Below are 21,725 nucleotides of genomic sequence, written 5' to 3' on the forward strand. Positions count from 1 at the left end.
AGCTATAAAAACTAAAAAACTTTTATATTCCGAGGAGGATTTCTAAAATGGGTAAAGAAAAATTCGATCGCTCCAAAACGCATGCTAACATTGGAACAATTGGTCACGTTGACCATGGTAAAACAACTCTTACAGCTGCAATTGCAACAGTTCTATCTAAAAAACTAGGCGGGGAAGCACGTTCTTACGCTGACGTTGATAACGCACCTGAAGAAAAAGAGCGTGGTATCACAATCAACACGTCTCACATCGAGTACGAAACTGAAACTCGTCACTATGCACACGTTGACTGCCCAGGTCACGCTGACTACGTTAAAAACATGATCACTGGTGCTGCTCAAATGGACGGCGGAATCCTAGTTGTTTCTGCAGCTGACGGCCCAATGCCACAAACTCGTGAGCACATCCTTCTTTCACGTCAAGTTGGTGTTCCTTACCTAGTAGTCTTCATGAACAAATGTGACATGGTTGACGACGAAGAACTTCTTGAACTAGTAGAAATGGAAATCCGTGACCTTCTTTCTGAGTACGATTTCCCTGGCGATGACATTCCTGTTATCAAAGGTTCTGCTCTTAAAGCACTTGAAGGTGAGCCAGAATGGGAAGAGAAAGTCGTTGAGCTTATGGCTGCAGTTGACGAGTACATCCCAACACCACCACGTGACACTGAAAAACCATTCATGATGCCAGTTGAGGACGTATTCTCAATCACTGGTCGTGGTACAGTTGCTACTGGACGTGTAGAGCGTGGAGTAGTTAAAGTAGGGGACGTTGTTGACATCATCGGTATCGTTGAAGAAGCAAAATCTACAACTGTTACAGGCGTAGAAATGTTCCGTAAACTTCTTGACTATGCAGAAGCTGGGGACAACATCGGTGCACTACTTCGTGGTGTAGCACGTGAAGACATCCAACGTGGACAAGTACTTGCGAAACCAGGTACAATCGTTCCACACACTAAATTTACATCTGAAGTTTATGTTCTTTCAAAAGAAGAGGGTGGACGTCATACTCCATTCTTCTCTAACTATCGTCCACAGTTCTACTTCCGTACAACGGACGTAACTGGCGTTATCGAACTTCCAGAAGGCGTAGAAATGGTTATGCCTGGAGATAACATCGAAATGACAGTAGAATTGATTGCTCCAATCGCTCTTGAAGAAGGTACGAAGTTCTCTATCCGTGAGGGTGGACGTACTGTAGGCGCTGGCGTTGTAGCTACAATCCAAGCTTAATTTTAAACCTTTAAAATCCCGTCCTTAGCGACGGGATTTTTTGTGTACACAGGAACATGTTGAAACTCACTAAGCTGCTCCATCGCGTTAAATCATGTATCAACAGGCATTCTGTATTTTTGTTCTTGCTTTAAAAGAAGGACATGAACACTGTGTTGAGCGTGTAGTCTTTCAGGAAAAGGGTAATCTATAGTTGACAGAGGAAATCGCCTCTGTTAAGTTAGCAATTGCGCTTTCTTTGTTTAGCGTATTGAAGTGAATGTTTTTAGGAGGACTACGAATTGAATGCAGTTGTAATTGCAGTAGTAGTGATGTTGATTTTAAGTTTAGCGCGCGTCAATGTTGTCTTGGCGCTTGTAGCAGGAGCGATCGTAGGAGGCCTTACAGGGGGCTTGTCGTTGAATGAGACCATTGTGTCATTCACGGGGGGACTTGGGGAAGGCGCCACGATTGCAATCAGCTATGCGCTACTAGGTGGTTTTGCTGTGGCAATCTCTAAAACAGGTATTCCGCAGTTGCTTGTTTCGGCAATGGTGAGATTTGTGCAGAAAGAGGGAGGCAGTGACCGTGCTGCACTTGGGAAAGTATTGCTCGTTTTCATCCTACTATTGATGGCTGCGTTTTCCCAAAACCTCATTCCGATTCATATTGCGTTCATCCCGCTACTTGTCCCGCCTATTTTACATATTTTAAACCTATTAAAAGTAGATCGACGCTTAATCGCGTCGGTATTGACGTTCGGCTTGACAGCACCGTATATTTTGCTGCCTTTTGGTTATGGGTTCATCTTCCATGAAATATTGGCGAAGCAAATGAACTTAGCAGGTCTGGCGATCGATATGGCGGACATTCCAAAAGCGATGGCATTCCCTGTCTTCGGGATGCTGGTCGGTCTTCTGGTCGCTATTTTCTTCAGCTATCGTAAACCGAGGGATTATGCAGACAGGTCGATCGGAGTTACAGAGGAAGTGATCGTAGTCCACAAACGGACGATTTTCTTTACCATTACAGCGCTTATTGGAACACTAGTGGTGCAGATTCCGACACAATCGATGATTGCAGGTGCCGTGACGGGCATCTTTATCCTCTATATTACAGGTGCATTAAAGTGGAAAGAAGCAGATGGGCTTATTAACGATGGCATGCGCATGATGGCATTTGTCGGCTTTGTTATGATCGCGGCGAATGGCTTTGCAGCAGTATTGCAGGATACAGGACACATTCTCACGCTTGTGGAGGCATCAAGCTCTGCACTAGGCGACCATAAAGGGATGGCGGCCTTTGCGATGTTATTTATAGGACTGATCGTCACCATGGGCATCGGATCATCATTTGCGACGATTCCGATCATCGCATCCATCTTCGTGCCGCTTAGCATGGCTTTCGGATTTAGCACAATGGCCATCATTGCACTTATGGGAACAGCCGCTGCATTAGGAGATGCTGGGTCTCCTGCGTCAGATTCGACACTCGGTCCTACAGCCGGGCTGAATGCGGATGGACAGCATAATCATATATGGGATAGTTGCGTCCCGACGTTTCTTCATTTTAACGTTCCGTTACTTGTTTTCGGATGGCTGGCAGTCATGTTCTTTAATTAAAAAAGAGTTCGGACTATTAGCCTAGGTGTTGCATTACAAGTCAAATCAAACTATAATAAAAAAACCGAGAAAAGAATTTCGCCATAACACTTGCGGGATTCTTTTTCTTTGTGTATAATGTTGAATGTTGGTCTTTGACTGCGATGAAGCGAGAGGTTGCCGACACACCCGGCCGCTTTGCCATGGCATGTGTGTGGGAAATTTTCGTGGAGAATGTCTATCACAAAATAGGCGAAAAGGAGGGAAAATAATGGCAAAACAAAAGATTCGTATTCGTTTGAAAGCATATGATCACAGAATTTTGGATCAGTCGGCTGAAAAAATCGTAGAAACAGCAAAACGTTCGGGTGCAAGTGTATCGGGTCCGATACCTCTTCCAACTGAAAGATCTGTATACACGATTCTTCGTGCGGTACATAAGTACAAAGATTCGCGCGAGCAGTTCGAAATGCGTACGCACAAACGTCTGATCGACATCGTTAACCCGACACCACAAACTGTCGATGCGTTGATGAAACTCGATCTACCATCCGGCGTAGACATCGAAATCAAACTCTAATTGATACAAAAATAAAAAACAAAACAATTCAGGAGGTGTGACAAATGACCAAAGGAATCTTAGGAAGAAAAGTCGGTATGACGCAAATCTTTGCTGAAAACGGCGATCTTATCCCCGTGACTGTGATTGAAGCTGCTCCAAACGTTGTTCTTCAAAAGAAGACAGCTGAAACAGACGGCTACACATCAATCCAGCTCGGATTTGAAGATAAACGAGAGAAGCTTGCAAACAAACCTGAAAAAGGCCACGTTGCAAAAGCTGAAACAGCACCTAAGCGCTTCATTCGCGAATTCCGCGAGTTGGACGTTAATGGGTACGAAGTTGGTCAGGAAGTCAAAGTCGATACATTCGTAGAAGGCGATATTGTCGATATTACAGGAACAACAAAAGGTAAAGGATTCCAAGGTGTTATTAAACGCCACGGTTTCTCACGCGGGCCTATGAGCCACGGTTCACGTTTCCACCGCGCACCAGGTTCTATCGGATCTGTTGACGGACAACGCGTATTCAAAGGGAAAAAACTCCCTGGTCGCACAGGCGGCAAAAAAGTAACGATTCAAAATCTAGAAATCGTACGAGTTGACGCTGAGCGCAACTTGCTACTAGTAAAAGGTAATGTTCCAGGAGCTCGCAAATCACTTCTTCAAGTGAAAAGTGCAATCAAAGGGAACTGAACACTAAAGGAAGGAGGAAACAAGAATGCCTAAAGTATCCGTACTAAATCAAACTGGCTCATCAGTCGGTGAAATTGAATTGAATGAAGCGATCTTCGGAATTGAGCCGAACGAAGCTGTTCTATTCGAAGCGTTGGTCCAACAGCGTGCATCATTACGCCAAGGTAACCACAAAGTTAAAACTCGCGCAGAAGTCGCTGGCGGCGGACGCAAACCATGGCGTCAAAAAGGAACTGGTCGTGCTCGTCAAGGGTCAATCCGTTCACCACAATGGCGTGGAGGCGGTACCGTATTCGGACCAACTCCAAGAAGCTACAGCTACAAATTGCCGAAGAAAGTCCGCAGATTGGCTCTTCTATCAGCTCTTTCTACGAAAGTTCGTGATGAAGAGATCATCGTAGTAGAAGGACTTACTTTCGATGCACCAAAAACAAAAGAATTCGTAAAAGTATTATCAAACCTTTCGGTTGACAAGAAAGCTTTGATCGTTACTGCAGACCTAGATGAAACGGTGGCATTGTCCGCACGTAACATCCCAGGTGTGAGCGTCGTTACAGCGAATGGCATCAATGTTCTTGACATTGTTGCACATGACAAACTTGTCATTACGAAAGCAGCAGTTGAAAAAGTAGAGGAGGTGCTTGGTTAATGGAAGCACGTGATATTCTAAAACGTCCGGTCATTACCGAGCGTTCTTCTGAACAAATGGAACTTAGAAAATACACATTCGAAGTCGATACGCGCGCAAACAAAACACATGTGAAGCAAGCTATCGAAGAAATCTTCGATGTGAAAGTCGAAAAAGTCAACGTACAGAACTACAAAGGTAAGTTCAAACGTATGGGTAAACACGCAGGCTACACAAACAAACGCCGCAAAGCGATTGTTACATTGACTGCTGACTCAAAAGACATCGAACTATTCGAAATCTAATCATAGATAGTCAACTAAACGAAGGAGGGAACACCAATGGCGATTAAGAAATACAAACCTACCTCCAACGGACGTCGTAACATGACTTCTTCGGACTTCTCCGAGATCACAACGGACAAACCGGAAAAATCATTGCTTACACCGCTCAAACGGAAAGGCGGCCGTAACAACACTGGTAGGACTACTGTTCGTCACCAAGGTGGAGGCCACAAACGCCAATACCGTGTCATCGATTTCCAACGCCGGAAAGATGGCATTCCAGGACGCGTTGCTACGATCGAATACGATCCGAACCGTTCTGCAAACATTGCACTTATCAACTACGTAGATGGAGAGAAACGTTACATCCTTGCTCCGAAAGGTTTGGAAGTGGGCATGACAGTGATGTCTGGTCCAGATGCAGACATCAGAGTAGGTAACACTCTACCATTAGAAAACATTCCAATGGGTTCAACAATCCATAATATTGAATTGAAACCAGGAAAAGGCGGCCAGTTGGTACGTTCTGCAGGTACATCTGCACAACTACTTGGTCGTGAAGACAAATACGTCATCGTACGTCTTCAATCTGGCGAAGTTCGCATGATTCTTGCAACATGCCGCGCGACAATCGGTCAAGTCGGTAATGAACAGCACGAATTGATCAACATCGGTAAAGCAGGACGTTCACGTTGGTTGGGTAAACGCCCTACAGTACGTGGTTCTGTCATGAACCCTAACGATCACCCACACGGTGGTGGTGAAGGACGTACAGGTATCGGTATGAAATCACCAGTTACGCCTTGGGGTAAACCGACACTCGGTCTCAAAACACGCAAGAAGAGCAACAAATCTAGCAAGTTTATTATTCGTAGCCGTAAAAAATAATGTGAGTGGACTGCGGTTCAATGACTGGACCGTAGTACAAACACGGAGGGAGGTTCCGACATGGGCCGCAGCTTGAAAAAAGGACCTTTTGTAGATGATCACCTTATGAATAAGGTTGAAGCACAAAAGGATTCTCAGAAGAAACAGGTAATCAAAACTTGGTCACGCCGTTCAACAATCTTCCCGTCATTTATCGGATTGACGATTGCTGTTTACGACGGACGCAAACACGTACCTGTCTATGTGACTGAAGATATGGTAGGTCACAAACTAGGTGAATTCGCACCGACGCGCACATACAAAGGTCATGGCGCTGACGATAAGAAAACAAGACGCTAATTGAGAGGAGGTTATTCTGATGCAACAAGCAAAAGCTACTGCCCGCACAGTCCGTATTGCTCCTCGCAAAGTCCGTTTGGTCGTTGATCTTATCCGGGGCAAGAAAATCGGTGAAGCTGTCGCGATTCTACGCCTGACGCCAAAAGCGGCATCTCCGGTTGTAGAAAAACTATTGAATTCAGCGATTGCAAATGCTGAACACAACTATGAAATGAACATCGAAAACCTAGTCGTAAACGAAGTGTTCGTTGACGAAGGTCCGACAATGAAACGTTTCCGTCCACGTGCACAAGGACGTGCAAGTGCAATCAACAAACGCACAAGCCACATCACGATCGTGGTATCAGAAAAGAAGGAGGGATAATTCGTGGGTCAAAAAGTACATCCTAACGGTTTGCGGGTTGGTATCATCCGCGACTGGGAGTCAAAATGGTATGCTGAAAAAGACTATGCGACTCTTTTACATGAGGACTTAAAAATCCGTGATTTCATCGAAAAACGTCTTGTAGATGCTTCTGTTTCTAAAGTAGAAATTGAACGTGCTGCAAAGCGTGTCAATATCACTATTCACACTGCGAAGCCAGGTATGGTTATCGGTAAAGGTGGTTCCGAGGTCGAAGTACTTCGTAAACAACTGAACGATATCACAGGCAAGCGTGTACACATCAACATCATCGAAATCAAGCGTGCAGATCTTGACGCGAAACTAGTCGCAGAATCTATCGCACGTCAACTAGAAAGCCGTGTATCATTCCGTCGTGCACAGAAACAAGCGATTCAACGTACAATTCGTTCTGGCGCGAAAGGGATCAAAACACAAGTATCCGGACGTCTTGGCGGTGCAGACATCGCTCGTGCGGAACATTACAGTGAAGGAACTGTCCCTCTCCATACATTGCGTGCAGACATCGACTATGCACACGCTGAAGCCGACACAACTTATGGTAAGCTTGGCGTCAAAGTATGGATTTATCGTGGAGAAGTCCTTCCAGTGAAGAAGAAGAACTCTGAGGAAGGAGGCAACTAATTATGTTAATGCCTAAACGCGTTAAACATCGCCGTGTATTCCGTGGTAAAATGCGTGGAACTACAAAAGGCGGAGCAACTGTTCAGTTCGGTGAATTCGGTCTACAAGCTACTGAATCTTCATGGATCACGAATCGTCAAATCGAATCTGCACGTATCGCTATGACACGTTACATGAAACGTGGCGGTAAAGTATGGATCAACATTTTCCCGCACAAACCATATACGAAAAAGCCTCTTGAAGTCCGGATGGGTTCCGGTAAAGGTGCTGTAGAAGGCTGGGTAGCTGTCGTTAAACCTGGTAGAGTCATGTTTGAAATCGCAGGTGTGTCAGAAGAAGTTGCACGTGAAGCACTTCGCCTCGCATCTCACAAACTTCCCCTCAAGAGCAAGTTTGTAAAACGTGAAGAAATTGGTGGTGAATCTAATGAAAGCTAAAGAAATCCGTGACTTAACAACTGCAGAGATTGAGCAAAAAGTGAAATCACTGAAAGAAGAGCTTTTCAACCTTCGCTTCCAATTAGCGACAGGACAATTAGAAAACACTGCACGCATCCGTGAAGTTCGTAAATCGATTGCGCGCATGAAAACTGTTATACGTCAAAGAGAAATCAGTGCAAATAACTGATGAAGGAGGTTGCAGCCATGACTGAGCGTAACCAGCGCAAAGTGTATACAGGCCGTGTCGTATCCGACAAAATGGATAAAACGATCACTGTATTGGTAGAAACACATAAGAAGCACGGTTTATATGGTAAACGTGTAAAATATTCTAAAAAATACAAGGCCCACGATGAACTGAATGAAGCGAAAATCGGTGATGTTGTCCGTATCATGGAAACTCGTCCATTGTCGGCAACAAAACGTTTCCGTCTACTTGAAATCGTCGAAAAAGCGGTCATCATTTAATAACGTTCGGAGATATAAATCCGGGAGGAGGTAGCCTCAATGATCCAACAGGAAAGTCGTATGAAAGTCGCCGACAACTCAGGCGCGCGTGAAGTTCTTACAATCAAAGTACTAGGTGGCACAGGCCGTAAGGTTGCTAATATCGGTGATGTAGTCGTTTGTACAGTGAAGAAAGCAACACCAGGTGGCGTTGTCAAAAAAGGTGACGTTGTCAAGGCTGTTATCGTTCGCACGAAAAGCGGCGTACGTCGTAAAGATGGTTCTTACATCACATTCGATGAAAACGCATGTGTTATCATCCGTGACGACAAGAGCCCACGTGGAACACGTATTTTCGGACCAGTTGCCCGCGAACTACGCGACAGCAACTTCATGAAAATCATTTCCCTAGCTCCAGAAGTTCTTTAATCCACATGACAGTGCCAATCAAGGAGGTGCGACAGAATGCATGTAAAAAAAGGCGATAAAGTTATGGTAATCACAGGTAAAGACAAAGGTAAAACTGGCGTGATCCTAACTGCTTACCCTAAAAAGGACCGTGTGCTTGTTGAAGGTGTCAACATCGTCAAGAAACATACGAAACCAAATCAGGATAATCCCCAAGGCGGTATCGTTAGCCAAGAGGCATCTATCCATGTATCAAATGTCATGGTGATCGATCCTAAGACAGGCGAGCCGACTCGTGTAGGATACAAGATCGAAGATGGCAAAAAAATTCGTGTTGCTAAAAAATCCGGTGAAAACCTGGACAAATAAGTGACGAATGAAAGGAGGTCCACTAGATGAGCCGTTTAAAAGAAAAGTTCAATAATGAAATCACACCTGCTCTCATGGGCAAGTTTGAATATACATCTGTAATGCAAGTCCCTAAAGTGGAGAAAATCGTCATCAACATGGGTGTTGGCGATGCTGTCCAAAACACGAAAGCACTCGATGCGGCAGTGGAAGATCTATCAATCATTTCTGGTCAAAAACCGGTTATTACAAAAGCGAAAAAATCAATCGCAGGATTCCGTCTCCGTGAAGGTATGCCTATCGGAACGAAAGTTACACTACGCGGCGAGCGTATGTATGAATTCCTTGATAAACTAATCTCGGTTTCATTACCTCGTGTACGTGACTTCCGTGGTGTTTCTAAAAAAGCATTCGATGGTCGCGGTAACTACACACTTGGTGTGAAGGAACAACTTATTTTCCCTGAAATCGACTACGATAAAGTTTCTAAAATTCGCGGTATGGATATCGTCATCGTTACGACTGCAAACTCTGATGAAGAAGCACGTGAGTTACTAACGCAGTTCGGCATGCCGTTCCAAAAGTAAATAAGAGGGAGGCGAAAACGTGGCTAAAAAATCAATGATCGCTAAACAACAACGTACGCCAAAGTTTAAAGTGCAGGAGTACACACGCTGCGAGCGTTGTGGACGTCCGCATTCCGTATATCGTAAATTCAAGCTTTGCCGTATTTGTTTCCGTGAACTAGCATACAAGGGACAAATTCCTGGCGTTAAAAAAGCCAGCTGGTAATCCCCTAAATTTGGGAAGGAGGTAAATGGAATGACAATGAGTGATCCGATTGCAGATATGCTTACACGCATCCGTAACGCGAACATGGTTCGTCACGAGAAGCTTGAAGTACCTGCTTCAAACATGAAAAAACAAATCGCAGAAATCTTGAAACGTGAAGGTTTCGTCCGCGATGTTGAATACGTGGAAGATAACAAACAAGGTATCATCCGTATTTTCCTTAAATATGGTCAAGACAACGAACGTGTTATCACAGGTCTTAAACGTATTTCAAAACCAGGTCTTCGCGTTTATGCTAAAACGAACGAAGTGCCTAAAGTTTTGAACGGTCTTGGCATAGCCCTCGTTTCCACATCAAACGGTGTTTTGACTGACAAGGAAGCACGCGCTAAACAAGTAGGCGGAGAAGTAGTCGCATACGTCTGGTAATTTGTAACAAATGAATGGAGGTGCAATTGAATGTCCCGTATTGGCAAAAAGCCGATTGAGGTACCTGAAAACGTGACGGTAACAGTTTCTGATGACAACTTCGTCACTGTAAAAGGGCCGAAAGGCGAACTTACAAACACATTTAACTCGGATATTAAAATCGAGCAGGAGGGCAATGTGATCACTTTGATCCGTCCTTCTGAATCCAAAGAACACCGTTCCATTCATGGAACAACACGTTCACTTCTCGATAATATGGTAACAGGCGTTTCAAAAGGTTTCGAAAAAACGCTTGAACTTGTAGGGGTAGGTTACCGTGCGCAGCTTCAAGGTAAGAAACTTGTATTGAACGTAGGTTATTCTCACCCGGTCGAATTCACTCCAGAAGAAGGAGTGGAAGTTGAAGTACCTGCGAACACAAAAGTGATCGTGCGTGGTATCAACAAAGAACGTGTAGGTGCACTTGCATCGAACATCCGACAAGTACGCCCACCAGAGCCGTATAAAGGCAAAGGGATTCGCTACGAAGGCGAACAAGTACGTCGTAAAGAAGGTAAAACAGGTAAATAATGCCGCTTAAGGCATCCCGGAAGGAGTGACCACGATGATCACGAAACAAGATAAGAACGCTACTCGTAAAAAACGCCATGCGCGTGTACGTACGAAAATTAGCGGAACTGCAGCTCGTCCACGTCTTAACGTATTCCGTTCAAACAAGCATATCTATGCACAATTGATCGACGATGCGAATGCCGTAACGATTGTAAGTGCTTCTACTATGGATAAAGACTTCAACGCTGATTCCAAAGCAGACACTGCAGCAGCAGCAAAAGTCGGCGAGATGATCGCGAAAAAAGCTGTTGAAAAGGACGTTAAGTCGGTTGTATTCGACCGTGGCGGTTACCTATTTCACGGCCGTGTGAAAGCTCTTGCGGACGCAGCACGTGAAAACGGTCTGGAATTTTAATTAAGAAGGAGGGACATATTTCATGCGTCGTAATGATCAAAATAAAAGTGAATTCGAAGAGCGCGTAGTAACGATCAATCGCGTAGCGAAAGTTGTGAAAGGTGGACGTCGTTTCCGCTTCACTGCTCTCGTCGTTGTCGGAGACAAAAACGGTCGTGTCGGTTTCGGTACTGGGAAAGCACAAGAAGTTCCAGATGCGATCCGTAAAGCAATCGAAGATGCGAAGAAGAATTTGATCGTTGTACCAATGGTCAAAGGAACGACTCCACACGAAGTACTTGGACGTTTTGGTGCAGGTCAAATCCTTATCAAACCAGCAGCGCCTGGTACTGGAGTTATTGCGGGAGGACCAGTTCGTGCGGTACTTGAACTTGCAGGTATCACGGATATCCTTTCTAAATCCCTCGGATCAAGCACACCAATCAACATGGTTCGTGCAACAATCGAAGGATTGAAGAGTTTGAAACGCGCTGAAGATGTAGCTAAATTGCGCGGTAAATCCGTAGAAGAACTGCTAGGTTAAGGGGGGAAACACAATGGCGAACAAACTGGAAATCACCCTTACTAAAAGTGTGATCGGCTCTAAGCCGGCACAACGTAAAACAGTTGAAGCACTTGGACTACGTAAATTGAATCAGACAGTTGAACACCAAGATAATGTTGCAATCCGTGGCATGATCAACAAAGTGAGCCATCTGGTTACAGTTAACGAACAATAATAGCAATTTTTGAATAAGGAGGTGCCAATGAGATGAAATTACACACAATGAAACCAGCAGAAGGTGCTCGTAAACAACGCAAACGTGTTGGACGCGGAACTGGTTCTGGCCATGGTAAAACTTCCGGTAGAGGTCATGATGGTCAAAACTCACGTTCTGGCGGCGGTGTACGTCTTGGATTCGAGGGTGGTCAAATTCCACTTTTCCAACGACTTCCTAAACGTGGATTTACGAACATTAACCGCAAGGAGTATGCAATCGTAAACCTTGATACACTGAACCGTTTTGACGAAGGTACTGAAGTGACACCTGAATTGCTAATTGAAACTGGTATCGTGAGCAACGCTAAATCCGGAATTAAGATTCTTGGTAACGGAACTCTTGAGAAAAAGATTACTGTCAAAGCTCACAAATTCTCCGCTTCTGCGAAGGAAGCAATTGAGAAAGCGGGCGGGCAAACCGAGGTGGTTTAATGTTTCAGACGATCTCCAACTTTATGCGCGTTCGAGATATAAGGTCTAAAATTTTCTTCACTTTGCTTGTGCTCATCGTTTTTCGCATAGGGACATTCGTTCCGGTACCGAACGTTGATGCTACTGCACTCCAGCAAACCGATAATAATCTTATTGGCTTACTGAATGTATTTGGCGGCGGTGCGCTTTCCAACTTCTCGATTTTGGCGATGGGCATCATGCCTTATATCACTGCCTCCATCATCGTGCAATTATTGCAGATGGATGTCGTTCCTAAATTTACCGAATGGGCAAAACAAGGGGATGTCGGAAGACGGAAACTTGCTCAGTTCACAAGGTATTTCACAATAATCCTAGCGTTTATCCAAGCGATCGCCATGTCATTTGGTTTCAACCGGATGTATGATGGTCAACTGATAAAGAGCGAAGGTGTTTCGACATATGTGGTTATCGCGATCGTATTGACGGCAGGAACTGCATTTCTTCTGTGGCTCGGTGAACAGATCACGGCTAAAGGTGTGGGGAATGGTATCTCCATCATTATTTTTGCCGGTATCGTCGCAGCGATCCCGAATGCGGTCAACCAACTTTACGCAACTCAGATCCAAGGCGCGGGAGACGCATTGTTTATTAAACTTGCGATTATGCTCTTATTGCTTCTTGTGATCATTGCGGTTACTGTCGGAGTGATCTATGTGCAAGAAGCACTGCGGAAAATTCCGATCCAATATGCGAAACGTGTCACAGGCCGTGGTCAATCGACTGGCGGACAACAGACACATCTACCATTGAAACTTAATGCTGCAGGGGTTATTCCGGTAATCTTTGCTTCAGCATTTTTCATTACACCGCAATCGATAGCGACCTTTTTCGGAACGAACAGTGTGACAGCGACCATTACAAAGGTTTTCGACTATACGCAACCCGTTGGAATGGCCTTCTACTTGGCACTGATCATCGCATTCACGTATTTCTATGCATTCATTCAAGTGAATCCAGAGAACATCGCGGATAACCTGAAAAAACAAGGCGCATATATCCCGGGCATCCGCCCAGGGGCGAATACACAAAGCTATTTGACGAGCACTTTATATAGACTGACATTTGTAGGGGCGATCTTCCTCGCTACAGTGGCAGTCATGCCGATTTTCTTCATCAATTTCGCCAATCTACCACAGTCGCTGCAAATTGGCGGAACGAGCTTGATCATCGTTGTCGGGGTTGCTCTGGAAACGATGAAACAACTTGAAGCACAATTGGTGAAAAGGCATTATAAAGGCTTTATGAAGTAAGAATCGCGACTTGTCGTGATTCGAATAAGAATATAGGGAGGGCAAAACGTATGAATATCGTATTAATGGGTTTGCCAGGTGCCGGTAAAGGTACGCAGGCAGACAGAATTGTCGAGAAGTACGAAATCCCTCATATTTCTACAGGCGATATGTTCCGTGCCGCTATCCAAGAAGGTACGGAACTTGGAGTCAAAGCAAAATCGTTCATGGATCAAGGTGCACTTGTTCCTGATGAAGTTACAATCGGCATCGTCCGTGAACGGTTAAGCAAATCCGATTGCGAAAAAGGTTTTTTACTCGATGGATTTCCACGTACAGTACCACAGGCTGAAGCACTTGATGCACTGTTGGCTGAGATGGGGAGAAAAATTGAGCATGTGCTTAACATCCAAGTCGAGAAAGACGAACTAGTCGCAAGGCTGACAGGCCGCCGCATCTGTAAAGTATGCGGAACATCCTACCATTTGCAGTTCAACCCGCCAAAGGTTGAAGGCAAATGTGATAAGGATGGCGGAGAACTTTATCAGCGAGCGGATGACAATCCGGAAACTGTCACAAACCGTCTGGAAGTAAATATGAACCAAACAGCACCATTATTGGCGTTTTACGATGCTAAAGGTGTGTTGGCAAATATCGATGGTCAACAAGACATCGAAGACGTTTTTAAGGAACTGGACGTTATCCTGAAGGAAAGCGGTCAGTAAGCCTTTTCGGGCATAGATAATATTTGCCTTTTTTGGGTAGTATAGTATTGCTGCACGGAAAGAACGTTTCAACGAGCTGCAAAAGCATATGATGCCCGGTATAGGAACTGATCGGAGTTCAGCGGGCGTAAAGTTCCAATTCTTATGAAATGCATACTTCTCTATTTGCTGATAGTATGTATTTTGTAGAAGGAACTGGATAACGCAACTGGGAACTCATCCACGGCAATCTGGACAGTCGTATCCATTCCGGCGCGATTTTCCGCAACAAGTAGTCGGGGACTGACTAAAGGGAAACGAAATGTGACAGACGTCTTTCAAACATCACTCATGCAATCCGGACATATGTTGAAGGAAGCTTTAACGGCGACAGCTGCCGCTCGATGGTGAGAACCTTTATTGGATATAGAAGGGAGACAGGATTGATGGCGAAAGACGATGTAATTGAAGTTGAAGGAACTGTAGTCGAAACGTTGCCAAACGCGATGTTCAAAGTAGAGCTGGAGAACGGCCATACGATTCTTGCGCATGTATCTGGCAAAATTCGTATGCACTTTATCCGCATCCTGCCTGGCGACAAAGTGACAATGGAACTTTCACCTTACGATTTGACGCGTGGTCGTATCACATACCGTTTTAAATAAACTTTTGCACTCCGGAATATTGAAGGAGGTTGGGTAAGATGAAAGTAAGACCATCTGTAAAACCGATCTGCGAAAAATGTAAAATTATTCGCAGACGCGGCCGTGTAATGGTAATCTGTGAAAATCCAAAACATAAACAAAGACAAGGCTAATTCTGAAGGAGGTGCACAATCTATATGGCACGTATTGCTGGTGTAGACGTTCCGCGCGATAAGCGCGTTGTAATTTCTCTAACTTACATTTTCGGTATCGGAAAAACAACTGCTCAAAAAGTGTTAACTGCAGCTGGAGTATCTGAAGAAACTCGCGTTCGTGATCTTACGGATGTTGAACTTGACAAAATCCGTGAAGAGATTGACGGATTGAAAGTCGAAGGGGATCTTCGTCGTGAAACTTCACTAAACATCAAACGTTTGATGGAAATCGGAAGCTTCCGTGGTATCCGTCACCGTCGTGGCTTGCCTGTTCGTGGTCAAAACACGAAAAACAATGCCCGTACTCGTAAAGGTCCTAAACGGACAGTCGCGAACAAGAAAAAATAATAGGTAAAGGAGGTATCTTCTTAACATGGCACGTAAACAACAAACTCGTAAACGTCGTGTGAAAAAGAATATTGAATCCGGTGTTGCACATATCCGTTCGACGTTCAACAACACAATTGTAACAATCACTGACATGCAGGGGAATGCATTATCATGGTCAAGTGCAGGTGCACTTGGTTTCAGAGGTTCTCGTAAATCGACTCCATTTGCTGCACAAATGGCGGCTGAAACAGCTGCAAAAGCATCTATGGAACACGGTTTGAAAACGTTGGAAGTTACTGTTAAAGGTCCAGGTGCTGGACGTGAAGCAGCGATTCGTTCGCTACAAGCAGCAGGTCTTGAGGTCACTGCAATCAGAGACGTTACTCCGGTTCCGCATAACGGATGCCGCCCGCCGAAACGCCGTCGTGTATAATGGCTTGTACTCCATTTGATTGAGAAACACAATTTTTGTCAAAAATGAATTGTGCGATTGCAATTTGCCGTCTGTAACAAATCGATTTCAATATGGAACGGCCAAACCATTCGACGTTTTGAAGGAGGGTAAGTAAATGATCGAGATTGAGAAACCGAAGATTGAAACAGTTATGATCAGCGAAGATTCCAAGTTCGGTAAGTTTATCATCGAACCACTTGAGCGTGGATATGGAAACACATTAGGGAATTCCTTACGCCGCATTCTTCTATCTTCATTGCCTGGAGCAGCTGTAACATCTATTCAAATTGATGGAGTACTTCATGAGTTTTCAACAATTGAAGGCGTCGTTGAAGACGTTGCGACAATTATTTTGAACGTGAAGCAACTGGCTCTCAAAATCTATTCAGATGAAGAAAAAGTAATTGAGATAGACGTGAAAGGCGAAGGGACAGTAACGGCTGCGGATATTACACATGATAGTGACGTAGAAGTATTGAATCCGGAACTACCTATTGCCACCCTTGGTAAAAACGGACACTTACGCATGCGTATGTATGCAGTACGTGGTCGAGGTTATGCACCTTCTGATCAGAACAAACGTGAGGATCTTGCGATTGGTGTTATTCCGATTGACTCTATTTACACTCCAGTTACACGCGTTAACTTCCAAGTGGAAAACACTCGTGTTGGTCAATTAACAAATTTTGATAAGTTAACACTTGATATTGGGACAGATGGTAGTATCGGTCCAAAAGAAGCTGTTTCACTCGGGGCGAAAATCCTGACGGAACACTTGAACATTTTTGTCGGCATGACAGACGAAGCACAAACTGCAGAAATCATGGTGGAAAAAGAGGAAGACCAAAAAGAGAAAGTCCTTGAGATGACGATTGAGGAACTAGACCTTTCGGTTCGTTCTTATAACTGCTTGAAACGTGCAGGCATCAATACCGTACTCGAACTTGCAAACAAGTCTGAGGAAGAAATGATGAAAGTGCGAAATCTTGGCCGCAAATCACTTGAAGAAGTGAAAGCGAAGTTGGACGAGCTTAACTTAGAGTTACGCACGGAAGATTGAGCTAATTTTTAAGATTGAAGGAGGGAAACTTCTATGGGATACAGAAAACTTGGACGTACAAGTTCACAACGTAAAGCGATGCTTCGCGACCTAGCGACTGACCTTATCGTACATGAGCGTATTCAAACAACAGAAGCGCGTGCGAAAGAATTGCGTTCAGTTGTTGAGAAGATGATCACGCTTGGAAAGCGCGGGGACTTGCATGCACGTCGTCAAGTGGCACAATTCATCCGTCGTGAACTCGTTACGACTACGGACGAAGAAGGCAACGAGAAAGAAATCTTTGCAATCCAAAAATTGTTTGATAACGTTGCTCCACGCTACGCTGAGCGTCAAGGTGGATACACACGTATCATGAAAATGGGACCTCGTCGCGGTGACGGTGCACCTGTCGTCGTAATTGAACTTGTTTAATTTTATGTAGCAGGGGACGAACCCCCTGCTACATAAAATTAAGGTCTCCGGTAGTTGATTCACAATTTGAATCTAGACCGAGGCATAATTGCTTTCTTCAAGGGGTGCGGTTATGGCACCCCTTTTGTACTATGATTTATACGACAACTTGAAAAGCTGAGTGTGATGATCGGCGGTGTTCCCGTCAGGTCTAGCTCTACGTACCTCATCCGCTGTGCCGGATTGAGCACCCGGCATCAGATATAGATATGAGCGCATTTCTTTGGATGAGGTGCGCGCTTTTTTTATTTTCATTCAGCGGGAGAAACGCCCGCTGAATGAAAATAAAGCCTACGGCGGATGTCACAGATTTTTAGATGAGCTTTTCGAACAAGCTCGAAAAAAATGTGGATGCAATTACGCCGAGGCGTAATTTTAAAATTCAATTGAATGAAGATAAAGGATTCCTTGCTATTATGCAAGGGATCTTTCGTAGTATACATATCCCTTATATAGCCGGAGGTGGTAGGCATGAAAGAAATCCTGTCGTTGGATGGTGTATCTTATTCTTATCAGTTGGATGGCGGTGAATCGAAAAAGGCTGTGGACGATGTGTCCTTCACCGTGCACGAAGGTGAATGGATTGCGATTGTTGGCCATAACGGTTCGGGTAAGTCGACACTGGCGAAATTGATGATCGGTTTATTGTTTCCGGAACAAGGGAATATCAATCTATTCCTTGAAAGGCTTACACAAGAGAATTTGTGGGAGCTTCGTTCGCGGCTGGGGATTGTGTTTCAAAACCCGGATAATCAGTTTGTCGGTTCAACTGTCCAGGATGATGTCGCTTTTTCATTGGAAAACAACGGCGTACCTTTTGAGGAAATGGTGACCCGTGTCCATAATGCGCTTGCGCAAGTTAAAATGAGTGACTTCCTCGATCAGGAGCCTCACCACCTCTCAGGTGGACAGAAGCAGCGCGTCGCCATTGCGGGTGCACTGGCATTACAGCCACAATTGCTGATCTTGGATGAAGCGACTTCCATGCTCGATCCACAAGGACGAGATGAGGTCATCCAGGTCGTTGCGGACTTGAAACGTAAGACGGGTTTGACGGTCATTTCCATTACCCATGATCTTGAAGAGGTTTTGTTGGCCGATCGCATCATTGTGATGAATCAAGGAAAGGTGCTTACCATTGGCACCCCGACGCAAGTTTTTGCTCGGGGCAAGGAATTGGAAGCTATTGGTCTTGATTTGCCGTTTGCCTTGAAAGTATCCGGGTTGTTACGGGAATATGGGATGGCATTTGACGGGGAGCATATGACAGAAGAAGAGTTGGTGAATGAGCTATGGACATCTCACTTCAGCAAGTAGGGTACTTATACGGAAAAGATACGCCTTTTGAGAAAAGGGCATTGCAAGGTGTCGATGCCACGATCCGTTCGGGCTCCTATGCCGCGATCATCGGTCACACCGGTTCAGGGAAGTCAACCTTACTGATGCATTTGAATGGCTTATTGAAGCCTTCAGAAGGCAAGATTCGAATTGGTGATACGGTGATTTCTGCCGATACGAAAGCGAAAGGCTTGAAAGACGTCCGTCGTCATGTCGGTATCGTCTTCCAGTTTCCTGAACATCAGCTATTCGAGGAGACAGTGGAAAAGGATATTATGTTCGGACCGATGAACTTCGGAGTGCCTGAGGAAGAAGCGAGACGTCGTGCGCATGAATTGATTGAGCTGTTAGGGTTGCCGCCAGAAGTCGCACAGAAGTCGCCATTCGATCTTTCAGGCGGGCAAATGCGGCGCGTTGCCATTGCGGGTGTCCTGGCGTTCAAGCCGTCTGTCCTCGTCTTGGACGAACCGACTGCCGGATTGGATCCGCGAGGACGGCAAGAGATTATGGAGCTCTTCCATCGTTTGCATGTGGAAGAGGGGCTGACGACCATTCTTGTGACGCATAGCATGGAGGATGCCGCCCGGTATGCGGAACATATCATCGTGATGCATGGCGGTCGCTCTGTCATGTCTGGGACGCCTCAGGATGTGTTTGGGGATGAGGACAAGCTTTCCACTTACAGACTTGGTTTGCCGCGTTCTGTGAAGTTCCAGCGTGATATAGAGAAGCTGATCGGACGTCCGCTCCCAGGATTGGCGTTGACGGAAGAGCAACTTGCACAAGCGATCGTACAGGCTGCCTCGGAAGGGGAGGGCCACTAATGTTAGAAAAAATGATATTCGGTCGTTTCATACCGGGAAACTCGTTTGTCCATCAGCTTGACCCGCGTTCGAAGTTATCCTTCGTTTTTCTATTTATTATTGCAGTCTTTCTGGCGAATAATACAGTGACGTATGCGATTCTTTTAGGGTTTACGTTGCTTGTCATTTACAGTTCCCGTATCCGTCTGTACTTTCTGATCAACGGATTGAAACCGATCTTATTTTTAATCGCCTTTACATTTTTGATGCACATCTTTTTCACGAAAGAAGGAGCACTTTTACTTGATTGGAAGTTCATCAAAATTTACGAGGAAGGGTTAAAGCAAGGGATCTTCATTTCCATCCGCTTTCTCGTATTGGTGCTGATGACGTCCGTGCTGACACTGACGACATCGCCGATCGCTATCACGGATGGGATTGAGGATCTGTTGGGGCCGTTCAAACGCTTTAAATTGCCCGTCCATGAACTGGCGTTGATGATGTCGATTTCTCTTCGTTTCATCCCGACGTTGATGGATGAAACCGATAAGATTTTGAAGGCGCAATTGGCAAGGGGGTCGGATATTAGCACCGGCTCCATCAAACAGCGGATACGTGCAGTCATCCCGCTGCTCGTCCCCCTCTTTGTCAGTGCCTTCAAGCGTGCGGAAGATTTGGCTGTCGCCATGGAAGTCCGCGGCTATCGAGGCGGCGAAGGAAGAACGAGGTACCGGCAATTGAAGTGGCATTGGCGCGACACGGTGACGATGGGCCTCTTCGTTGTTCTCGCCGCTATTCTCGTCCTGTTTAGGGGATAGGAGGAATTGGAATTGAAGCGTGTCAAAGCGACCGTTGCTTATGACGGTACGAATTTTGCGGGATACCAATTTCAGCCAGGTATACGCACCGTCCAGTCCGAAATCGATAAAGCATTGGTGAAAGTCCATAAGGATAAAAGCATCTATTCGGTAGCGAGCGGCCGCACAGATGCCGGCGTTCACGCGAATGGGCAGGTCATTCACTTTGATACGCCTCTGTCATTGCCGGCGGATCGCTGGATCATGGCCCTCAATGTGTTATTGCCAAAAGATATTCGGGTCGTCGGTGCGGAGTACGTCGATGAGTCGTTCCATGCTCGCTACTCTGCTACAGGAAAAACGTATATCTTTAAATGGTCGTACAGTGAAGTGCAAAGCCCGTTCGAGCGTAATTACGCGGTTCATCTCGGCAGGTGGCGTCCGGATGTCCAATTGATGAGGGAGGCAGCTGAGCAGATTATCGGAACGCATGATTTCACGAGTTTCTGTTCATCGAAGACTGCCACGTCCAACAAAGTGAGGACAGTGAGGCAGCTGACGCTGGAAAAACAAGGTCACTTGCTCATCATGACGATCGAAGGCGACGGGTTTTTATACAACATGGTCCGGACGATTGCCGGCATGTTGCTAGCTGTCGGAATCGGGTGGAACACCCCGGCCGATATTCAAAAAATACTCGAATCCTGCGACCGTAAAAAAGCCGGTAAAACCGCGCCAGCACACGGTTTGTACCTAGATAGCGTCACCTATGACTGACGTGGCAACTTTTCCTGGTGTTTTTGCGGATTTCACTTGACTTATTGTGGAATTCACTATAAGATGAATAATGGTATTTCAATAACCCCACAAATAAGCCCCGGAAGGTTAATTGTGTTTAGGGATAGAGAAAACGGAACAGATTTGATATTCATTTAGGAGGATAAAAAACATGCGTACAACATTCATGGCTAAAGGTCACGAAGTAGAGCGTAAATGGCTCGTTGTCGACGCTGAAGGACAGACGCTTGGTCGTCTTGCTTCTGAAGTTGCAGCACTTTTACGCGGCAAACATAAACCGACGTTTACACCACACGTTGACACAGGTGATCACGTGATCATCATCAACGCTGAAAAAATCGAGCTTACAGGTAACAAATTGAAAGACAAAATCTACTACCGTCACTCAGGTTACACTGGCGGCATCAAACAACGTACAGCGCTAGAAATGCGTACAAACTACCCAACTAAAATGCTTGAACTTGCGGTTAAAGGAATGCTTCCAAAAGGTCCTTTAGGTCGTCAAACATTCAAGAAACTTCACGTATACGCTGGAGCGGAACATCCGCATGCGGCACAAAAACCGGAAGCATACGCGCTTCGCGGATAATTAAGAGGAGG

The 21,725-nt window shown here is 45.3% G+C and carries 36 protein-coding genes; all 36 read left to right on the forward strand.

Annotated elements, in window-relative coordinates:
- The first annotated feature begins 47 nt into the window (after positions 1–47).
- Positions 48–1,235 carry an elongation factor Tu gene (gene tuf / locus ACFPRA_RS15075; RefSeq protein WP_381436317.1) on the forward strand — a complete coding sequence of 396 codons (1,188 nt, stop codon included), beginning with the start codon at positions 48–50 and terminating at the stop codon, positions 1,233–1,235.
- A 281-nt stretch (positions 1,236–1,516) separates the two neighbouring features.
- The gene (locus tag ACFPRA_RS15080; protein WP_381436319.1) at positions 1,517–2,836 is read left to right on the forward strand and encodes a Na+/H+ antiporter family protein; all 1,320 of its coding nucleotides are present in this window, start codon (positions 1,517–1,519) and stop codon (positions 2,834–2,836) included.
- A 250-nt stretch (positions 2,837–3,086) separates the two neighbouring features.
- Complete coding sequence (rpsJ, locus tag ACFPRA_RS15085; RefSeq protein ID WP_042478628.1) at positions 3,087–3,395, forward strand: 30S ribosomal protein S10; 309 nt, start codon at positions 3,087–3,089, stop codon at positions 3,393–3,395.
- Between the two features lie 44 nt (positions 3,396–3,439).
- A complete protein-coding gene (gene rplC, locus ACFPRA_RS15090; RefSeq protein WP_381436322.1) occupies positions 3,440–4,069 on the forward strand; it encodes a 50S ribosomal protein L3 in 630 nt (209 codons plus the stop codon).
- A gap of 25 nt (positions 4,070–4,094) precedes the next feature.
- Positions 4,095–4,718: a 50S ribosomal protein L4 gene (rplD, locus tag ACFPRA_RS15095; RefSeq protein WP_239390226.1), complete on the forward strand. Its 624-nt coding sequence runs from the start codon at positions 4,095–4,097 to the stop codon at positions 4,716–4,718.
- A complete protein-coding gene (gene rplW, locus ACFPRA_RS15100; protein WP_381436326.1) occupies positions 4,718–5,002 on the forward strand; it encodes a 50S ribosomal protein L23 in 285 nt (94 codons plus the stop codon). The genes rplD and rplW overlap by 1 nt, the downstream gene beginning before the upstream one ends.
- Positions 5,003–5,038: 36 nt before the next feature.
- Entirely contained in the window at positions 5,039–5,869 is an 831-nt protein-coding gene (rplB, locus tag ACFPRA_RS15105; RefSeq protein WP_381436329.1) for a 50S ribosomal protein L2, read from the forward strand.
- Between the two features lie 60 nt (positions 5,870–5,929).
- Entirely contained in the window at positions 5,930–6,208 is a 279-nt protein-coding gene (gene rpsS / locus ACFPRA_RS15110; RefSeq protein WP_381436332.1) for a 30S ribosomal protein S19, read from the forward strand.
- A gap of 19 nt (positions 6,209–6,227) precedes the next feature.
- Positions 6,228–6,572, forward strand: a complete 345-nt coding sequence (gene rplV / locus ACFPRA_RS15115; RefSeq protein ID WP_381436334.1) for a 50S ribosomal protein L22 — start codon at positions 6,228–6,230, stop codon at positions 6,570–6,572.
- Between the two features lie 3 nt (positions 6,573–6,575).
- Complete coding sequence (gene rpsC, locus ACFPRA_RS15120; RefSeq protein ID WP_381436337.1) at positions 6,576–7,235, forward strand: 30S ribosomal protein S3; 660 nt, start codon at positions 6,576–6,578, stop codon at positions 7,233–7,235.
- Between the two features lie 2 nt (positions 7,236–7,237).
- A complete protein-coding gene (gene rplP, locus ACFPRA_RS15125) occupies positions 7,238–7,672 on the forward strand; it encodes a 50S ribosomal protein L16 (RefSeq protein WP_239390232.1) in 435 nt (144 codons plus the stop codon).
- The gene (gene rpmC / locus ACFPRA_RS15130; protein WP_009499049.1) at positions 7,662–7,862 is read left to right on the forward strand and encodes a 50S ribosomal protein L29; all 201 of its coding nucleotides are present in this window, start codon (positions 7,662–7,664) and stop codon (positions 7,860–7,862) included. Before rplP ends, rpmC begins: the two co-directional genes overlap by 11 nt.
- A 17-nt stretch (positions 7,863–7,879) precedes the next feature.
- Positions 7,880–8,143 (forward strand): 30S ribosomal protein S17, encoded by a 264-nt coding sequence (gene rpsQ, locus ACFPRA_RS15135; RefSeq protein WP_239390233.1) that lies wholly within the window; start codon positions 7,880–7,882, stop codon positions 8,141–8,143.
- 39 nt (positions 8,144–8,182) lie between these two features.
- The gene (gene rplN / locus ACFPRA_RS15140) at positions 8,183–8,551 is read left to right on the forward strand and encodes a 50S ribosomal protein L14 (protein WP_067407719.1); all 369 of its coding nucleotides are present in this window, start codon (positions 8,183–8,185) and stop codon (positions 8,549–8,551) included.
- A gap of 36 nt (positions 8,552–8,587) precedes the next feature.
- Positions 8,588–8,899 (forward strand): 50S ribosomal protein L24, encoded by a 312-nt coding sequence (gene rplX, locus ACFPRA_RS15145; RefSeq protein ID WP_239390234.1) that lies wholly within the window; start codon positions 8,588–8,590, stop codon positions 8,897–8,899.
- Positions 8,900–8,925: 26 nt separating this feature from the next.
- Positions 8,926–9,465, forward strand: coding sequence for a 50S ribosomal protein L5 (gene rplE / locus ACFPRA_RS15150; protein WP_381436341.1), 540 nt, complete (start codon positions 8,926–8,928; stop codon positions 9,463–9,465).
- A gap of 19 nt (positions 9,466–9,484) precedes the next feature.
- Positions 9,485–9,670, forward strand: a complete 186-nt coding sequence (gene rpsN / locus ACFPRA_RS15155; protein WP_007085277.1) for a 30S ribosomal protein S14 — start codon at positions 9,485–9,487, stop codon at positions 9,668–9,670.
- Between the two features lie 30 nt (positions 9,671–9,700).
- Positions 9,701–10,099, forward strand: coding sequence for a 30S ribosomal protein S8 (gene rpsH, locus ACFPRA_RS15160; RefSeq protein WP_239390236.1), 399 nt, complete (start codon positions 9,701–9,703; stop codon positions 10,097–10,099).
- Between the two features lie 30 nt (positions 10,100–10,129).
- Entirely contained in the window at positions 10,130–10,669 is a 540-nt protein-coding gene (rplF, locus tag ACFPRA_RS15165; RefSeq protein ID WP_381436347.1) for a 50S ribosomal protein L6, read from the forward strand.
- A gap of 34 nt (positions 10,670–10,703) precedes the next feature.
- A complete protein-coding gene (gene rplR / locus ACFPRA_RS15170; protein ID WP_381436350.1) occupies positions 10,704–11,066 on the forward strand; it encodes a 50S ribosomal protein L18 in 363 nt (120 codons plus the stop codon).
- Positions 11,067–11,088: 22 nt separating this feature from the next.
- Positions 11,089–11,589 (forward strand): 30S ribosomal protein S5, encoded by a 501-nt coding sequence (gene rpsE / locus ACFPRA_RS15175; RefSeq protein WP_381436354.1) that lies wholly within the window; start codon positions 11,089–11,091, stop codon positions 11,587–11,589.
- A gap of 13 nt (positions 11,590–11,602) precedes the next feature.
- On the forward strand, positions 11,603–11,785 hold the full coding sequence (rpmD, locus tag ACFPRA_RS15180; RefSeq protein WP_381436357.1) for a 50S ribosomal protein L30: 183 nt from the start codon (positions 11,603–11,605) through the stop codon (positions 11,783–11,785).
- Positions 11,786–11,817: 32 nt separating this feature from the next.
- Complete coding sequence (gene rplO / locus ACFPRA_RS15185) at positions 11,818–12,258, forward strand: 50S ribosomal protein L15 (RefSeq protein WP_381436360.1); 441 nt, start codon at positions 11,818–11,820, stop codon at positions 12,256–12,258.
- The gene (gene secY, locus ACFPRA_RS15190) at positions 12,258–13,550 is read left to right on the forward strand and encodes a preprotein translocase subunit SecY (RefSeq protein WP_381436362.1); all 1,293 of its coding nucleotides are present in this window, start codon (positions 12,258–12,260) and stop codon (positions 13,548–13,550) included. The genes rplO and secY overlap by 1 nt, the downstream gene beginning before the upstream one ends.
- Positions 13,551–13,600: 50 nt before the next feature.
- Positions 13,601–14,254 carry an adenylate kinase gene (locus ACFPRA_RS15195; RefSeq protein ID WP_239390243.1) on the forward strand — a complete coding sequence of 218 codons (654 nt, stop codon included), beginning with the start codon at positions 13,601–13,603 and terminating at the stop codon, positions 14,252–14,254.
- Positions 14,255–14,679: 425 nt separating this feature from the next.
- Positions 14,680–14,898 carry a translation initiation factor IF-1 gene (infA, locus tag ACFPRA_RS15200; protein ID WP_060203457.1) on the forward strand — a complete coding sequence of 73 codons (219 nt, stop codon included), beginning with the start codon at positions 14,680–14,682 and terminating at the stop codon, positions 14,896–14,898.
- Between the two features lie 38 nt (positions 14,899–14,936).
- Positions 14,937–15,050: a 50S ribosomal protein L36 gene (gene rpmJ, locus ACFPRA_RS15205; RefSeq protein ID WP_084212378.1), complete on the forward strand. Its 114-nt coding sequence runs from the start codon at positions 14,937–14,939 to the stop codon at positions 15,048–15,050.
- Between the two features lie 24 nt (positions 15,051–15,074).
- A complete protein-coding gene (gene rpsM / locus ACFPRA_RS15210; RefSeq protein WP_381436366.1) occupies positions 15,075–15,440 on the forward strand; it encodes a 30S ribosomal protein S13 in 366 nt (121 codons plus the stop codon).
- 25 nt (positions 15,441–15,465) lie between these two features.
- The gene (gene rpsK, locus ACFPRA_RS15215; RefSeq protein ID WP_239390245.1) at positions 15,466–15,855 is read left to right on the forward strand and encodes a 30S ribosomal protein S11; all 390 of its coding nucleotides are present in this window, start codon (positions 15,466–15,468) and stop codon (positions 15,853–15,855) included.
- Between the two features lie 136 nt (positions 15,856–15,991).
- Positions 15,992–16,936, forward strand: coding sequence for a DNA-directed RNA polymerase subunit alpha (locus ACFPRA_RS15220; protein ID WP_381436369.1), 945 nt, complete (start codon positions 15,992–15,994; stop codon positions 16,934–16,936).
- A 33-nt stretch (positions 16,937–16,969) separates the two neighbouring features.
- Positions 16,970–17,350: a 50S ribosomal protein L17 gene (gene rplQ, locus ACFPRA_RS15225; RefSeq protein WP_239390247.1), complete on the forward strand. Its 381-nt coding sequence runs from the start codon at positions 16,970–16,972 to the stop codon at positions 17,348–17,350.
- A gap of 510 nt (positions 17,351–17,860) precedes the next feature.
- On the forward strand, positions 17,861–18,706 hold the full coding sequence (locus ACFPRA_RS15230) for an energy-coupling factor ABC transporter ATP-binding protein (RefSeq protein WP_381436373.1): 846 nt from the start codon (positions 17,861–17,863) through the stop codon (positions 18,704–18,706).
- Entirely contained in the window at positions 18,682–19,551 is an 870-nt protein-coding gene (locus ACFPRA_RS15235; RefSeq protein ID WP_381436376.1) for an energy-coupling factor ABC transporter ATP-binding protein, read from the forward strand. Before ACFPRA_RS15230 ends, ACFPRA_RS15235 begins: the two co-directional genes overlap by 25 nt.
- Positions 19,551–20,348, forward strand: coding sequence for an energy-coupling factor transporter transmembrane component T family protein (locus ACFPRA_RS15240; protein ID WP_381436380.1), 798 nt, complete (start codon positions 19,551–19,553; stop codon positions 20,346–20,348). Before ACFPRA_RS15235 ends, ACFPRA_RS15240 begins: the two co-directional genes overlap by 1 nt.
- A gap of 12 nt (positions 20,349–20,360) precedes the next feature.
- Positions 20,361–21,104 carry a tRNA pseudouridine(38-40) synthase TruA gene (gene truA / locus ACFPRA_RS15245; protein ID WP_381436383.1) on the forward strand — a complete coding sequence of 248 codons (744 nt, stop codon included), beginning with the start codon at positions 20,361–20,363 and terminating at the stop codon, positions 21,102–21,104.
- 172 nt (positions 21,105–21,276) lie between these two features.
- Positions 21,277–21,714, forward strand: coding sequence for a 50S ribosomal protein L13 (gene rplM / locus ACFPRA_RS15250; RefSeq protein ID WP_381436386.1), 438 nt, complete (start codon positions 21,277–21,279; stop codon positions 21,712–21,714).
- The last annotated feature ends 11 nt before the right edge of the window (positions 21,715–21,725 follow it).

The organism is Sporosarcina soli, from assembly GCF_042655805.1.
GTDB classification, from domain to species: Bacteria; Bacillota; Bacilli; order Bacillales_A; family Planococcaceae; genus Sporosarcina; species Sporosarcina soli.

Excerpts from the sequence above, each read along its gene's own strand:
- tuf (WP_381436317.1), top strand. The coding sequence starts at position 48 with ATGGGTAAAGAAAAATTCGATCGCTCCAAAACGCATGCTAACATTGGA.
- rpsJ (WP_042478628.1), top strand. The coding sequence starts at position 3,087 with ATGGCAAAACAAAAGATTCGTATTCGTTTGAAAGCATATGATCACAGA.
- rplC (WP_381436322.1), top strand. The coding sequence starts at position 3,440 with ATGACCAAAGGAATCTTAGGAAGAAAAGTCGGTATGACGCAAATCTTT.
- rplD (WP_239390226.1), top strand. The coding sequence starts at position 4,095 with ATGCCTAAAGTATCCGTACTAAATCAAACTGGCTCATCAGTCGGTGAA.
- rplW (WP_381436326.1), top strand. The coding sequence starts at position 4,718 with ATGGAAGCACGTGATATTCTAAAACGTCCGGTCATTACCGAGCGTTCT.
- rplB (WP_381436329.1), top strand. The coding sequence starts at position 5,039 with ATGGCGATTAAGAAATACAAACCTACCTCCAACGGACGTCGTAACATG.
- rpsS (WP_381436332.1), top strand. The coding sequence starts at position 5,930 with ATGGGCCGCAGCTTGAAAAAAGGACCTTTTGTAGATGATCACCTTATG.
- rplV (WP_381436334.1), top strand. The coding sequence starts at position 6,228 with ATGCAACAAGCAAAAGCTACTGCCCGCACAGTCCGTATTGCTCCTCGC.
- rplP (WP_239390232.1), top strand. The coding sequence starts at position 7,238 with ATGTTAATGCCTAAACGCGTTAAACATCGCCGTGTATTCCGTGGTAAA.
- rpmC (WP_009499049.1), top strand. The coding sequence starts at position 7,662 with ATGAAAGCTAAAGAAATCCGTGACTTAACAACTGCAGAGATTGAGCAA.
- rpsQ (WP_239390233.1), top strand. The coding sequence starts at position 7,880 with ATGACTGAGCGTAACCAGCGCAAAGTGTATACAGGCCGTGTCGTATCC.
- rplN (WP_067407719.1), top strand. The coding sequence starts at position 8,183 with ATGATCCAACAGGAAAGTCGTATGAAAGTCGCCGACAACTCAGGCGCG.
- rplX (WP_239390234.1), top strand. The coding sequence starts at position 8,588 with ATGCATGTAAAAAAAGGCGATAAAGTTATGGTAATCACAGGTAAAGAC.
- rplE (WP_381436341.1), top strand. The coding sequence starts at position 8,926 with ATGAGCCGTTTAAAAGAAAAGTTCAATAATGAAATCACACCTGCTCTC.
- rpsH (WP_239390236.1), top strand. The coding sequence starts at position 9,701 with ATGACAATGAGTGATCCGATTGCAGATATGCTTACACGCATCCGTAAC.
- rplF (WP_381436347.1), top strand. The coding sequence starts at position 10,130 with ATGTCCCGTATTGGCAAAAAGCCGATTGAGGTACCTGAAAACGTGACG.
- rplR (WP_381436350.1), top strand. The coding sequence starts at position 10,704 with ATGATCACGAAACAAGATAAGAACGCTACTCGTAAAAAACGCCATGCG.
- rpsE (WP_381436354.1), top strand. The coding sequence starts at position 11,089 with ATGCGTCGTAATGATCAAAATAAAAGTGAATTCGAAGAGCGCGTAGTA.
- rpmD (WP_381436357.1), top strand. The coding sequence starts at position 11,603 with ATGGCGAACAAACTGGAAATCACCCTTACTAAAAGTGTGATCGGCTCT.
- rplO (WP_381436360.1), top strand. The coding sequence starts at position 11,818 with ATGAAATTACACACAATGAAACCAGCAGAAGGTGCTCGTAAACAACGC.
- secY (WP_381436362.1), top strand. The coding sequence starts at position 12,258 with ATGTTTCAGACGATCTCCAACTTTATGCGCGTTCGAGATATAAGGTCT.
- ACFPRA_RS15195 (WP_239390243.1), top strand. The coding sequence starts at position 13,601 with ATGAATATCGTATTAATGGGTTTGCCAGGTGCCGGTAAAGGTACGCAG.
- infA (WP_060203457.1), top strand. The coding sequence starts at position 14,680 with ATGGCGAAAGACGATGTAATTGAAGTTGAAGGAACTGTAGTCGAAACG.
- rpmJ (WP_084212378.1), top strand. The coding sequence starts at position 14,937 with ATGAAAGTAAGACCATCTGTAAAACCGATCTGCGAAAAATGTAAAATT.
- rpsM (WP_381436366.1), top strand. The coding sequence starts at position 15,075 with ATGGCACGTATTGCTGGTGTAGACGTTCCGCGCGATAAGCGCGTTGTA.
- rpsK (WP_239390245.1), top strand. The coding sequence starts at position 15,466 with ATGGCACGTAAACAACAAACTCGTAAACGTCGTGTGAAAAAGAATATT.
- ACFPRA_RS15220 (WP_381436369.1), top strand. The coding sequence starts at position 15,992 with ATGATCGAGATTGAGAAACCGAAGATTGAAACAGTTATGATCAGCGAA.
- rplQ (WP_239390247.1), top strand. The coding sequence starts at position 16,970 with ATGGGATACAGAAAACTTGGACGTACAAGTTCACAACGTAAAGCGATG.
- ACFPRA_RS15230 (WP_381436373.1), top strand. The coding sequence starts at position 17,861 with ATGAAAGAAATCCTGTCGTTGGATGGTGTATCTTATTCTTATCAGTTG.
- ACFPRA_RS15235 (WP_381436376.1), top strand. The coding sequence starts at position 18,682 with ATGGACATCTCACTTCAGCAAGTAGGGTACTTATACGGAAAAGATACG.
- ACFPRA_RS15240 (WP_381436380.1), top strand. The coding sequence starts at position 19,551 with ATGTTAGAAAAAATGATATTCGGTCGTTTCATACCGGGAAACTCGTTT.
- rplM (WP_381436386.1), top strand. The coding sequence starts at position 21,277 with ATGCGTACAACATTCATGGCTAAAGGTCACGAAGTAGAGCGTAAATGG.